This is a genomic window from Pseudomonas sp. REP124, assembly GCF_020164475.1.
Classification (GTDB): Bacteria; Pseudomonadota; Gammaproteobacteria; order Pseudomonadales; family Pseudomonadaceae; genus Aquipseudomonas.
Window position 1 is genome coordinate 1 of the sequence record NZ_JAIQWX010000160.1, and the last position, 13294, is coordinate 13294.

Consider the following 13294-nt stretch of genomic DNA (forward strand, 5'->3'; position numbering starts at 1 on the left):
CTTGCCCGCGATAGGGTCAGACCGGACGACGCAAAACCCCATTCATAAAAAAACCCCTCTTTCGAGGGGTTCCTTATGCAGCACTGCCCAGCATCAAGTCATCTGAATGATGGTCTGCATGATGGTGCTCTGGGTGGAGATGGTCTTGGCGTTCGCCTGGTAGTTGCTCTGCGCCTTGATCAGGTCGACCAGCTCGTTGGTCACGTTGACGTTCGACTCTTCCAGGGAGTTGGAATTGATCGAACCCAGAGTGCCGGTTTCCGGCGCATCGTAGCCCGGAATGCCCGACTTGTTGGTTTCCTTCCAGCTGGTCCCACCCACTGGTTGCAGACCCTGCTCGTTGGTGAAGCTCGCCAGGGCCAACTGACCGATCGGCCTGCTCTCGTAGTTGCTGAAGTTGGCCAGCATGACACCCGTGCTATCAATGGTCAGGTTACTGATCTGACCTGTGGCGTAGCCGTTCTGCGCAGGGATCGAGCGCGCGGTGTCGGCGTTGAACTGGGTGGTGTTGGACATGGAAATGGTGAGACCCGCCGGGTCGGCAGCTGCACCGTTCGGGGCCCAAGTGCCGTTGGTCACTTTGCCAGGCACCCAGTTGGTGATTTTCAGATCCGGGCTGACGACAGGGGGAGTACCCGGTGTAGTGACCGAAACCAGTTTACCGGTTGAGTCGAATGCCATGACCGAAGCAACCGGCGGAGTAACCGTAGGATCGGTGCCATCTGGATTGCGGCCATCGATCAGAGTATAGGTCGACCAGGTATTGGGTCCGGTCTTGACCATGTATTGATCCATGTCGTGCCGGTTGCCCTGGGTGTCATAGACCGCTGTGGTGAACTGCTTGGAGAAGGAGGCCGGCTTGCTCGGATCGAACGGGTTGGCGGTAACGTCAATTACGTCTGAAGTGGAGTTCAGGTTGATCGTCGACGAAACAGTGGTCGTAGCTTTCGGAGCCAGGTTGGAGGTGTCGATCCGCAGGTCGGTCAAGATACCGTTGACGATCTTGCCATTGGCATCCACGCCATAGCCTTGCAGGCGGGCCGAACCATCGGAGTTGGTGACATATCCTTCCTTGTCGACTTTGAACGTACCGGCACGGGTGTAGGACAGAGAGCCGTTGTGATTGAGCACGAAGAACCCGGAACCGTTGATGCCCATGTCCAGCACGTTCCCGGTACCACTGCTGATGTCACCCTGGGTAAACTGCTGGGAAACGTTGGCCAGACGCACACCGTTACCGATTGTTTTGCTACCCGAACCCAGCTTGGTCGCCGAGTACACATCTTCGAATTCCGCACGGGACGATTTGAAGCCGACGGTCGCCACGTTGGCGATGTTGTTGCCGGTCACGTCCAGTTGCTTGTTGGCAGCATAGAGACCGCTAAGGCCGATGTTGAAAGACATATTCCACTCCTGTATGCCGGGTTAGTCGGCTCTATATACCAATGGTTTGCACTTTGGACAGGGCGATACTGCCCAGCCCGGCCAGATTGAGCATCAATTCGCCGCCAGTCTGGCTGAGGGTTACGCTTGTGACGGTGGCCGGCAGGTTGGTGATCAGCGCGACGCTCTGATTATCGATGGTGGTCGAAGCGGCGAAGTTATAGGTACCCGCCGGAGCCACATTGCCCGCCTCGTCCTTGCCATCCCAGGTGAAGCTGGCATTACCCGCCGGCTGATCCTTCAAGCTCAGGGTGCGAACGGTTTTGCCATCCTTGTCGGTGATTTTCACCGTGGTTTCAGCCACCGACTGCGGCAACACGACCGAACCGGTCATGCCCTTTGTGGTGTCGACCACGGCCTTGTCGCCCGGCGCAATGACCGACCGCCCAACCAGGGACGAAGCCTGCAACGCCTGGGAGGAACCGAAGGCACCGGCAATACCGGTCACGGTGTCGTTAAGCGAGGTGATGCCTTCCAGGCTGCTGAACTGCGCCAACTGCGCCACGAACTCACCGTTACCTTGCGGCTCCAGCGGGTTCTGGTTTTTCAGTTGCGTCACCAACAACTGCAGGAACGCATCCTTGCCGAGAGCCTTTTTGCCAGTAGCGCTACCGGCCGCGGACGCCAGACTGTCAGTATCCTTTTTCGTCTTGACCGAAGAGTTGGCCAGGATGTCGTTGAGCGACAGGCCACTGGTAGTATCGGTAACACTCATCTGAGTCGCCCCTTATCACTGACCGAGGGTCAGGACTTTTTGCATCATGGTTTTGGCGGTATTCATCATTTCGGCGTTGGTCTGGAACGAACGGCTGGCGGAAATCATGTCAGCCATTTCTTCCACCACGTTGACGTTCGGGTAATAGACGTAACCCTTGGCGTCGGCCGCCGGATGGTTCGGCTCGTAGCGCGCCTCAAGGTTGCTCTGGTCTTCAACCACGCCCAGTACCTGCACGCCTTGTCCGGCGGCATCCTGGTTCTGGAACAGCGAGTCGCTGCCACCGCTCTGGGCGCCCTGGAACATGGTGGCGAATACCGGGTGGCGCGCGCGGTAGGTCTGGTCGATGCTCGACGAGACGGTTTCGGCGTTGGCGATGTTCGATGCAACGGTGTTCAGGCGAGTGGTCTGGGCACTCATGCCGCTACCGGCAATGTTGAAAACACTGGACAGGGACATGACTTACTCTCCGCGCAGGGCTGAGATCAGCCCTTTGAATTTACTGTTGAGCAGGGTGAAGCTGGCCTGGAAGTTGACGGAGTTTTCCGCGTAGTTCGACTGTTCCAGTTGGGCGTCCACGGTGTTCTGGTCGATCGAAGGTTGCATCGGCGTGCGGTACATCAGCGACTCGTCGCCATTGCCCAGGCCTTCGGCTTCGATATGCCGGTTGTTGGTCATGTTCAAGGCGAACGTGCCGTTTTTGGCCTTGTCGTTCTGCGCCTCGAGCACTTTCGAGAATTCCAGATCCCGCGCCTTGTAGTTCGGGGTGTCGGCGTTGGCAATGTTGTTGGCCAGGACTTCAGCGCGCTGGGCGCGGAAGCCCAGAGCCTTTTCGTGAATACCGAGCGCTTTATCGAAGCTGATGCTCATGTCGGGAAACCTTCACCTTCGGGTGACCTGATTTTTCGTACGATGGTCTTAGCAAGCGTCATGCCAAACCAGAACACACCCAGAAACCGGGGCTTTGCGGGCAGTGGCAGCGCGGCAATGCCAGAAAAGCGGCAACCGGTTTCCGCCGGATGCCGCTTTTCTGCCGCTATCGCGCCTTGGGCATAAAAAAACGGGAGCCTTTGTGGGCTCCCGTTTTTTTAAACAACACCGACATCACTTCGCCTGGTAAATGATCCCCGGGCTGCACTGAACCATCTGGTAATGGTCCGGCAATCCGTTCAACGCCTCGGAGGCGCCGAGAAACAGATAACCGCCCGGCTTCAACGTGCTGTGAATGCGCAACAGAATGTCCTTCTTCACTTCGGCAGAGAAATAGATCAGGACGTTGCGGCAAAACACGATGTCGAATTTGCCGAGGCTGGCGTAGCTGTCCAGCAGGTTGAAGGAGCGGAACTCCACCCGACTCTTGATCGGCGCCTTGATCACCCAGCGCCCCGGTCCTTTAGGATCGAAGTAACGCTGCAGGCGCTCGGGCGACAGGCCACGGCCGATGGCCAGGCTGTCGTACTCGCCGGTCTTGCAGTTGTTCAACATGGTGCCGGACAGATCGGTGGCAACAATCTGCACCCCCATCTTCAGTTGCCCGATGTTCGTGCGCTCGAACTCGTCGATGGACATCGACAACGAGTACGGTTCCTGGCCCGACGAGCATGCAGCCGACCAGATGCGCAGACGCTGGCCGGGACTGGCCTTGATCGATTCAGGCAGAACCTTGTTCTTCAAGACCTCGAATGGGTAGGTGTCTCGAAACCACAGGGTTTCGTTGGTCGTCATCGCGTCCACGACCATCTCGCGCAAACCACTGCGCGGCTGGGTCTGGATACGCTGGACCAACTCCCCCAAAGACTTGATACCCTGCTGCTCCATCAGCTTGTTGAGACGGCTGGAGACCAGATATTGCTTGTTTTCACCGAGCAAAATGCCACAGGCTTTTTCCAGGAATACCCGGAACTGTTCGAAATCCAAATTACCCGTAGACAATGCTGCCGCCTCTTAAATCGTGTTGACTGCCAGGGGCCGAACGCCCCTAGCTGATGTCTGCTGCTTTGATCCGGTCGACCACCCGGGATGCCAGGTCATCAGGACGGAATTTGGCCAGGAAGTCATCGGCACCGACTTTCTTGACCATCGCCTGATTGAACACGCCCGACAACGAAGTATGCAGGATGATATGAAGCTTTTGCATGCGCGGGTCGTTGCGGATCTCGGCCGTCAGAGTGTATCCGTCCATCTCCGGCATCTCGATGTCGGAGATCATCATCAGGAACTCTTCTTCCGGCTTCTTGCCTTCATCGACCAGCTTGCGCAGGTATTCCAGCGCCTGTCGGCCGTCGTTCAACGCTACCACTTCGACACCGACGGTCTGCAAGCAACGCGTGACCTGCTTGCGCGCCACCGATGAGTCATCGACCGTCAGCACGCGCAGCGAAAGCGCCTTGTGCTGGGTTTCGACATCGACCACACCGACGGAAATCGCTTCCGGTGTCGGGGCCACTTCCGCCAGTACTTTCTCGACGTCGATGATTTCGACCAACTGGTTGTCGACCCGCGTCACCGCCGTCAGGTAGTGATCGCGACCGGTCCCCTTGGGTGGCGGATGGATCTCTTCCCAGTTCATGTTGACGATGCGCTCCACCGAGCGAACCAGGAAACCCTGGGTCTTGGTGTTGTACTCCGTGATGATCACGAACGGGTTGTTCTTGTCCTTCAACGCACCGGAGCCGGTTGCCATTGCCAGATCCAGGATCGGAATGGTCGCTCCCCGAATATTTGCCACACCGCACACGACAGGACTGGATTTGGGCATCAGCGTCAGTTGGGGGCATTGCAGCACCTCCCGAACCTTGAAGACGTTGATCCCATACAGCTGTTGGCCGTCGAGACGGAACAACAACAGCTCAAGGCGATTCTGCCCCACCAGTTGCGTGCGCTGGTTTACCGAATCCATTACACCAGCCATGCCCAGACTCCTACACCAACGCTGACTTGTTGCGACGCGCCTTCATCCGTAAACGGCACGGCGCTTGCTATTTATCTTTCTATGAATACTGAACCGACGTTTTTTCGACGCTTGACCACCACCGGCCGCAAGTTCCTGGCCGTGATGGCAGCTGTCTGCCTGTTCAACGCTGGCAGCCCTGCCCTTGCCGATACGGTTACCTTGCCTGACATGCTTATCGGCGTCACTCAGGGCTTTCTTGAATTCACCGTAGAAGACTATCTGGCCACCAGTCAAACGGAAGGTCGCTACGAGATCCAGGTCAACAAGCTCGACCCGCGACTGCGCATGCCGATGTGCGACAAGGAATTGACAGCCTCGCTGGAGAGCCCGGCAAAGCCTCTGGGACGGGTCACGGTCAAGGTTCGCTGTGAGGGTTCGTCCCCGTGGACCGTGTTTGTGCCCGCTCAAGTACGCCTGTTTCGCGACGTCGTGACCACCGCCCGACCGCTTCGGCGCACCGGCATTGTCGAACCTGAAGACGTGATCCTGCGCGAGCGTGACATCAGCGCGATCAACCAGGGCTACCTGACCTCCCTGGATCAGGCGATCGGGCAACGACTAACCCGACCAATGGTCGCCGATCAGGTCGTCACGCTGGTGAACCTCGAGCAAGCGGAAGTCATCCGCAAGGGCGACCAGGTGGTGATCACCGCCCGCAGTGGCACGCTCAGCGTGCGGATGCCCGGAGAAGCGCTGGCCAATGGCGGCATGAGCGAACAGATTCGAGTGAAAAACCTCAACTCCCAGCGGGTCATCAAGGCGCAAGTCATCGCCCCGGGGCAGGTGGAGGTGTCAATGTAACCAGCCATTGAGGATTTACCGCGAGTGAAGATGTGGCGCGGACCATGTCTGTTCCCTAAACTGTGCTCCATTAAGGGCAAGCGCTGACGCGTGCAAGCTCTCGATAAATGAGCCTAAAGTTTTTTAGGGAATGGCCGAAAACATGGCAAGCGTCCAAATTCCCAGAGGTTTTTTATCATGGTTATCGATTTCAGCCGTTTGAACAGCTCCTCGTCACTTACCGGCAGTACACGTACCAGCGCGCCCAAGGAAACCGCCGAAAGCGGTAAATCCGCGCCGCTGAACAGCCCGAGCGAACAGGCCGGGACCGCTACAGTCGGGGAGTCGGTACATCTCAGCAATGAGGCTCAACAGTTGCAGAAGGTCACTGATACGCTGCGCGATCAGCCTGTCGTCGACAAAGCCCGAGTGGCCGAGTTGAAAGCAGCGATTGCCGATGGCAGCTATAAAGTCGACAGCAACCGTGTAGCCAGCAAACTGCTCAACTTCGAAGCCCAGCGCTAGGCTACGGCCCGCGCCAGGCTTTTGGACGCTTAAAACCCAAGGCCAGCCATGCACGACACGAATCTACTGCAACTGATCACCGACGACTTTGCTCCAGCGCAACAACTGCTGGAGTTACTGCGTACCGAATCCATCGCTCTGCACGGTCGCGACATGTACCTGCTCGAAGATATTCTGGCGCAGAAGCAGGCATTGATCATCTTGCTCGAACAGCATGGCCGCAAGCGCAGTGAAATCCTCACCAGCCTCAATCTGCCCGCCAACCGCAGCGGCCTTGAGCAACTGGCCAGCCAGTCGAGCATCGGCGAATCCCTGCTGGCGCAAAGCGATGTACTGAACGACTTGCTGAGTCAATGCCAGGCAACCAATGCCAACAATGGCCAGTCGATCCAGGTGCAGCAGGTGGCCACAGCCACACAACTGAAAATTCTTACTGGCGGCGAACCTCCAGCGCTCTATGATGCCAGCGGAACCTTTTCCAAGCTTGTGAAACCGCGCCCACTCAGTCAGGCTTGAGCCGCGCCGACGAGCACGCTCTATCAAGATGCGAAACATGCTGGCAAAATGCTGGCAAGCCGTAGTCAAAATTTGTCTGGAGATTGATTAACCGTGTCCATTGCCTTAAATGCGGACGATGCTCCGCAGCCACCCAAGGTGCTCAGCACGCCCCTGGAAATCTCCGGCAACCTTCGCCAACTGCAAGAAAGTCATGACCCGCTGATCATTACGTTCCACGAGCGCAGCCAGCGCTTCCAGAGCTATCTGGTGGATATCGATCGCGAGAGCAACATGATTGCCCTGGACGAAATGATTCCTCGCGACGGCGAACGCTATCTGCTGGCCGGTGAACCCTTCAAGGTCGAAGGCTTCCATGAAGGCGTGCGCATCGCGTGGGAAAGCAATGGCCCGCTGACTATCGATGAGTCCGGTGGCAGCCGCTGCTACCGCGGCACGCTTCCGGATGAAGTGATCTATCACCAACGCCGCAACGCGTTTCGTGCTGCGCTGAAGCTGGCGCAACTGGTGGACGTCGATCTGGATGGCGAAAAACTCAAGGCGCCAATCAGCGGCAAACTGCTGGACATCTCGGCAACCGGTTGCAAATTGCGTTTTTCCGGCGACATCACCGGCAGCCTGCAGCTGGGCCAGGTCTATGACCGCTTCGTGGCCGCCCTGCCCTTCGGCAAGATGACGGCCCCGGTCGAACTGCGCTACCTGCATTTCGAAGAAAAAATCTCCACCACCTTTGCCGGCGTACGCTTTCACAACATGAGCGGCCTGGTGCAACGGCAGGTCGAGCGTTTCGTTTATCAGCTGCAACGCGAAGCACGGCGCTTCGACAAAGACGACTTCTGATAACGGCGCGTCAAAAAAACGGACAGTCCCTTCGGTGACTGCCCTTTTTTATGCCTGCCATTAAGGCCTGGCTTCGTTCAAGCGCTGTTCGTTAGCAGAATCCGGCTCCTCCGGTGAAGCATCGGATTGTGGCTCCGACTCCGGACTCTGTTCAGGAGGCGGGCTTTGCATCTGATCTTGAACCACCTGCTCATCGACCCGCGGGTCCAGGCAAGCCACCAGTGGCGAACTCGACATACTGTCCGGCATGGCCACGTGGTGCAGCGGTGCGTCGTCCACCTGATGCAGGTTGGTGACCGCTTTCGGACGAATTCGCCACACCAGTACCAAAGCGAAGAAAACGAAGAAGGCATACAGCATGTGACTGCCGAACATCTTCATCAGCACGCCTGCGGCCAACGGACCGATACTGGCACCGACACCGTAGGTCACCAGCAACATCGCTGTCAGGGACACTCGACGATCGGCTTCCACGTGGTCATTGGAGAAGGCTACGGCCAGCGGATAGAGGCAGAACTTCACCAGTGAACAGACGAAGCCGGCGATGAACAGCACCTGCAGCGGCACCTGTTGGAGGATCGCCAAAGGCAAGGCAGCCAGCGCCAGGATCACCGCAAAGCAGCGAATCAACAGTGCCCGGTCATAACGGTCGGAAAGCCAACCCAAGGGCCACTGCACCAGCAGGCCAGCGAAAATGCAGCTACCCATGAACAGACCGACCTGTTCTGTGGACAGCCCTTGCTGCGAGGCATACAGCGGCGCCAGGCCGTAAAACGAGCCGATGATCAGGCCTGCACCAAGGACGGTACTCAACGATTGAGGTACGCGCTTGATGAAGAATCGCGGCTCCATGGGCGCCGGGTGCAGCGGTGCTGGGTGAATCCGACGCGTCAGCGCCACCGGCACCAGGCACAGGGCGAAGCACAATGCGACCAGCATCAGCAATTCCAGACCCAGGCTCGGATGCATGACCAGAATCAGCTGCCCAAGCACCAGGCCAAGATAGGACGCGATCATGTAGCCGCTGAATACCGTGCCTCGTTGACTCGCTTCGGCCTGCTCGTTCAGCCAACTCTCGATGACCATGTATTGGCACATCATGCCGAGGCCGACGATTACCCGAAGAAAGATCCAAGCCGGCAGAAAGTCCACCAGTCCATGCCCGAGCACCGCGGCTCCGACGATCCCGGCACACGCCGAATACGCTCGGATGTGCCCGACCCTGGCTATCAACCGGTGACCGATCTTGCCGCCCAGCACCAGACCGAAGTAGTTGGCCGCCATCAACGCACCGACCCACAGACTGTCGACATGATCAGCCGCCAGACGAAGGCCCAGGTAAGTACTCAGCAGACCGGAGCCGATCAACATCATCAGCGAGGCGAAATAAAGCGCTCGAAAGGGTTTCCAGATTTGGCGCATCGGCGTTCCGAGCGGCTCCTTGCAGTGAGATTCGGTCTACCGAAAAGATAGACCGTTATAGACAGTGCGTCAGGCCTGGGCTGCTAGAACACGCCGTTCCCAGGGGGTAATTTCATCAAGGAAGCTGGTCAACTCCATGCTCTTCGAAGCGATGTAACCTTCGATGAATTCGGCACTGAACAGTTCCTTTGCCAACTGGCTTCGTTTCAGACGCTCAAGAGCACCATGCAAGGTACAGGGCAATGAAAGATTGTCCGGCACTTTGAATTCGCCCTGGATGGGTTCACTCGGCTCCAGTTTCTGGTCAATACCGTACAAACCGGCAGCCAGGCTGGCGGCAATCGCCAGATAGGGGTTGGCATCGGCGCCCGGCAAACGATTCTCGACCCGACGAGCGACCGGCGAGCTGGCCGGAATGCGCAAGCCCGCGGCCCGGTTGTCATGGGACCAGCAGGCATTATTCGGGGATGCGTAGGGGTGACACAAGCGCTGATATGAATTCACATTCGGCGCAAACAGCGCGGTGAAATCCGCCATGCACGCTTGTTGTCCAGCGATGAAATGACGGAAGGCCGCGGTCGGCTGGCCGGCCTCATCGCTGAACACGTTAAGTCCGGTGTCGGTATCGACGATGCTCTGGTGAATATGCATCGAGCTGCCCGACGTATGCGCCAGGGGTTTGGCCATACATACCACTGTCAGGCCGTGCTTGAGTGCGACTTCCTTGAGAAGGTGCTTGAACAGGAACGTCTGATCGGCCAGTAACAGCGCATCGCCGTGCAGGAGATTGATCTCGAACTGGCTGACGCCCATTTCGTGCATGAAGGTATCGCGTGGCAAACCCAAAGCCGCCATGCATTCGTAGACTTCATCGAAGAATGGCCGCAAACCGTTATTGGAGCTGACGCTGAACGCCGAATGACCGTCCTCGCGACGCCCGTCCAGGCCGATGGGCGGTTGGAATGGCTGAGTCGGATCGGTGTTGGGCGCGAAAACAAAAAACTCCAGCTCCGTCGCCACTACCGGTGTGAGACCTGCTGCCGCGTAGCGCTGGATAACTTTCTTGAGCTGGCCTCGAGTCGAGAGGTTGGAGCTTTCTCCGGTCAACTCATCCGCATCACAAATGGCGAAGGCACGAGGCGGCTTGCTCCAGGGTAAGCGATGGATTTGCGCGGAATCGGGTACCAGTGCGAGATCGCCGTCGTCACTGCCGTAAAAACGCGGTGGCGGATATCCGCCCATGATGCATTGCAACAGCACGCCCCGCGCCATTTGCAAACGACGGCCTTCGAGGAAGCCCTCGGCGGTCATCACTTTTCCCCGTGGCACGCCGTTCAGATCGGGCGTGACGCACTCAATTTCATCAATGCCCTTCAATCGCTGCGCGAGTGAACTCGGGCCATCGCTTGTCATGACGCCATCCTTGTTTTTATGCGAACCGAGAACGGTAACCCGCACAAAATAGGCTCCGCGTGTTCGGAATATCAAGCAGCGTCTAACAAAATAATGTTGCTACCTGAATAATGAATCAGGGCAGGTAAATGCTGAAAACTCCGCCGCCCAATGGACCGCCGTTGCTGATTTCAGTCCGCCCTACGACACCATTGCGTTGATGCAATGCCGCAATACGTCCGGCGAAGTACAACCCCAAGCCGGTGCTGCCGCTACTTTGATTGATGCCCTGTACGTAATCCGTCTGATGCTCGATCATCTGCGCAGGGTAGCCTTCGCCGTCATCGTTGATGGTCAGCACCAACTGCCCTGCTTCATCACTGGCGCTGATCAGGACCGCATGACGGGCATAGCGGATGGCGTTGTTGATGCAGTTGGCCAGAACCGAGGCGATCAGCTCTCGATCGAAAAAGCCCAGCGGGCTCAAGGGATCGACCTCAAAAGTCGCAGCGATACCGCGACTGGCGAATACTTCATGATGACAAGCCAGTTGTGCTTCGATGAAGTCATCCAGTTCGTGATAGGCCGGTTGCAAGGGCATCTGGTTCACCCCCAGCTTGTAGAGGCCCAGCAACTGCACGAGCATGCCGTTGAGGTGAGCGAACTCGAACTCGATAACGCCTTGTTCCGGCGTATTCGCCGCCGGGTCAGGAAGCTTCGACAACCATTGGCTGTGGGCCTGCATGAGCATGGCCAACGAGTTTTTCATGTCGTGCACGGTGGACGCGATCACCGTGGAGAAATCCAGGTTTTGCTGGTTGTCGTTCATTCGCCAAACGCCTTGCTTTTGAGCTTCTGGTAGCGCGGATAACGGGCATCGGTGTCAGGCATCAGTCCGACCATTTTCAGGCACTTTCGACATTCCTCCAGCTCAGGCGATGGCACGCCGGTGTCCGTGCCGTGAAGCAGCGATTGCGCCATGTTCAACGCGATACTGATGTTCTTTGGCTGCATTGTCAGGGCTTTACGGAACACTTCCCGAGCCTCGACCAGATTGCCGGTTTTGTAGACGCGCACACCCTGCCGGTTGAGGTCTGCCGCGGCATTGCCGGCATTGAGAATGGTCGGATCATCTGTGAGCTTGGCAATGTCTTTCATGACAGCCGGATCGTCGCCGTAAATTTCCACGCAGTTTTTCAACATCGAGGTACCGGCTTCTGCCTGTCCGAGCATTTGCAACTGCTTGGCCACCAACAACGCCGCCTCGGCACTCATGAACTGCTCCATACCATCGAGACGCAGCATTGCCTGCTCTGTGAGCTTTTCAGCGGTTTCGGCATCGTTGAGCAGCAGACTGGTGGCTTTCATCAAACGCGCGCGGATCTGCAGGCCGGGATCGGAAGGGTTTTCCTTGGCCACGGCACTCAGCGTTGTGTTGATCTCCAGCCGCGTCCGGGTATCCAGGCCTTTTTCGCTGCCCTTGCTGATCAGGGCGTGAGCCAGACCAAGGTTGCTCTCGGCATCCTTGAACCGTGATTGGGCACCTTGGGCAACGGCCTGCCGGTAGGCTTTTGAGGCGGTATCGAAGTCTTCATTGGTCATCGCCAGCTTGCCCAATTGTGCCTGACGTCGGACTGCCAATGGCGACAGGCGAATCGCTTCTTCCAATACTTTCTGGGCGGACTTGGTGTCCCCTTCTGCCACCATCACATCGGCCATGCCGTCGTAGAGCGTCGGCATCATGGGGAACACTTTAAGCGCCTTTTCGTAGACGCCTTTAGCCTGGGCAACCTGTCCACGTTTGAACAGCAGTTTGCCCAAGCCGGCATAGGCCCAAGGCAAGGGGCGATCGGCGATGATGCTATCGTAGAGGCGCTCCAGCGCTTCATTCTGATTCAGCTCGCGCAATGCATCGGCGCGATAACGCAGGCACAACGGCGAATAGCGGATGTCCTGTTTGCATAGAGCAATGCAGGCATTGAGCACTTCAGCCGGTTTGCCTCGGTCGAGGGCCTGCAGGATTGGTTTGAGCAACGTTTTGCGCTGCACCAGACGTTCAAGACGCTGTGCCAGACTGGAACGGTTGAAGGGCTTGGTCAGATAAGCGTCGGGTTCGTGCTCCAGCGCACTGAGCACCATTGCCTGACTGGTTTCGGCAGTCACCATGACAAAGACACTTTCATGGCTGATCAGCTTCTCGATCATCAGGTCTTCAAGCACCTGCTGACCGTTCTTCTTGCCATCCCCCAAGTGAAAGTCCTGGAGGATGAAATCGTAGGATTTCTGCGAGCACATTTTCAGCGCCTGCTCGCCGGTGTCGGCGGTATCCACATCCTTTACGCCCAGTTCGCGCAGCATGGACCTGACCGAGCTGCGGAAGTCCGAAAAATCATCGACGATCAGAAAACTCTTTTGGTGATACGACAGCATCGAAGATTTCCAGGCAATTTAAGAAGAAGAACCGAAAGGCAAATCAAGGGGCAATCAGCGTCACTGTTTCTTTACGCGCGCAGATGATAGCCAGTAGCCATAGGCTATCAAGCGATTTCTCTGAATAGCGAGTGCGAGAAATGAAGACCCTGTGACTGTATGGTTATCGGCCAGGGGTAGCGTTCTCTTGAAGCGAGAGATGCGTAATCGCACGATTTGCCGAGGATAACCCTTGAAGAGGGGAAGAGCTGAGGCTGGGTTTTTTGCGAACTTTCACA

At 57.3% G+C, this 13294-nt stretch carries 14 protein-coding genes; 4 read left to right on the forward strand and 10 right to left on the reverse strand.

Features of this window, described 5'->3' with window-relative positions; genetic code table 11:
• Positions 1 to 93: 93 nt before the first annotated feature.
• The 6 genes from flgE to K9857_RS26015 all read right to left on the reverse strand — a co-directional run bounded on the left by flgE (position 94) and on the right by K9857_RS26015 (position 5069).
• Positions 94 to 1404, reverse strand: a complete 1311-nt coding sequence (flgE, locus tag K9857_RS25990; RefSeq protein WP_224540727.1) for a flagellar hook protein FlgE — start codon at positions 1402 to 1404, stop codon at positions 94 to 96.
• A gap of 31 nt (positions 1405 to 1435) precedes the next feature.
• Complete coding sequence (gene flgD, locus K9857_RS25995; RefSeq protein WP_224540729.1) at positions 1436 to 2158, reverse strand: flagellar hook assembly protein FlgD; 723 nt, start codon at positions 2156 to 2158, stop codon at positions 1436 to 1438.
• A 15-nt stretch (positions 2159 to 2173) separates the two neighbouring features.
• Complete coding sequence (flgC, locus tag K9857_RS26000) at positions 2174 to 2617, reverse strand: flagellar basal body rod protein FlgC (protein WP_224540731.1); 444 nt, start codon at positions 2615 to 2617, stop codon at positions 2174 to 2176.
• Between the two features lie 3 nt (positions 2618 to 2620).
• On the reverse strand, positions 2621 to 3028 hold the full coding sequence (gene flgB / locus K9857_RS26005) for a flagellar basal body rod protein FlgB (protein WP_224540733.1): 408 nt from the start codon (positions 3026 to 3028) through the stop codon (positions 2621 to 2623).
• A gap of 234 nt (positions 3029 to 3262) precedes the next feature.
• Positions 3263 to 4090, reverse strand: a complete 828-nt coding sequence (cheR, locus tag K9857_RS26010; RefSeq protein ID WP_224540736.1) for a protein-glutamate O-methyltransferase CheR — start codon at positions 4088 to 4090, stop codon at positions 3263 to 3265.
• Positions 4091 to 4136: 46 nt separating this feature from the next.
• A complete protein-coding gene (locus tag K9857_RS26015; RefSeq protein WP_150772856.1) occupies positions 4137 to 5069 on the reverse strand; it encodes a chemotaxis protein CheV in 933 nt (310 codons plus the stop codon).
• An 81-nt stretch (positions 5070 to 5150) separates the two neighbouring features.
• Here K9857_RS26015 and flgA point away from each other — a divergent pair, with 81 nt between their 5' ends.
• From flgA to K9857_RS26035, 4 genes are all read left to right on the forward strand, one after another.
• Positions 5151 to 5912 carry a flagellar basal body P-ring formation chaperone FlgA gene (gene flgA / locus K9857_RS26020; protein WP_224540738.1) on the forward strand — a complete coding sequence of 254 codons (762 nt, stop codon included), beginning with the start codon at positions 5151 to 5153 and terminating at the stop codon, positions 5910 to 5912.
• A gap of 177 nt (positions 5913 to 6089) precedes the next feature.
• Positions 6090 to 6416, forward strand: coding sequence for a flagellar biosynthesis anti-sigma factor FlgM (gene flgM, locus K9857_RS26025; protein WP_175376757.1), 327 nt, complete (start codon positions 6090 to 6092; stop codon positions 6414 to 6416).
• A 48-nt stretch (positions 6417 to 6464) separates the two neighbouring features.
• Positions 6465 to 6932: a flagella synthesis protein FlgN gene (locus tag K9857_RS26030; RefSeq protein WP_224540740.1), complete on the forward strand. Its 468-nt coding sequence runs from the start codon at positions 6465 to 6467 to the stop codon at positions 6930 to 6932.
• Positions 6933 to 7025: 93 nt separating this feature from the next.
• Entirely contained in the window at positions 7026 to 7772 is a 747-nt protein-coding gene (locus tag K9857_RS26035; RefSeq protein WP_224540741.1) for a flagellar brake protein, read from the forward strand.
• Positions 7773 to 7832: 60 nt separating this feature from the next.
• Here K9857_RS26035 and K9857_RS26040 read toward each other — a convergent pair whose 3' ends face one another.
• The 4 genes from K9857_RS26040 to K9857_RS26055 form a co-directional block, all read right to left on the reverse strand.
• Positions 7833 to 9194, reverse strand: a complete 1362-nt coding sequence (locus K9857_RS26040) for an MFS transporter (protein ID WP_224540743.1) — start codon at positions 9192 to 9194, stop codon at positions 7833 to 7835.
• Between the two features lie 69 nt (positions 9195 to 9263).
• Entirely contained in the window at positions 9264 to 10505 is a 1242-nt protein-coding gene (locus tag K9857_RS26045) for a glutamine synthetase family protein (RefSeq protein WP_224540749.1), read from the reverse strand.
• A gap of 217 nt (positions 10506 to 10722) precedes the next feature.
• On the reverse strand, positions 10723 to 11415 hold the full coding sequence (locus K9857_RS26050) for a sensor histidine kinase (RefSeq protein ID WP_224540744.1): 693 nt from the start codon (positions 11413 to 11415) through the stop codon (positions 10723 to 10725).
• Positions 11412 to 13016 (reverse strand): tetratricopeptide repeat-containing response regulator, encoded by a 1605-nt coding sequence (locus K9857_RS26055; protein WP_224540746.1) that lies wholly within the window; start codon positions 13014 to 13016, stop codon positions 11412 to 11414. Before K9857_RS26055 ends, K9857_RS26050 begins: the two co-directional genes overlap by 4 nt.
• Between the last annotated feature and the right edge of the window lie 278 nt (positions 13017 to 13294).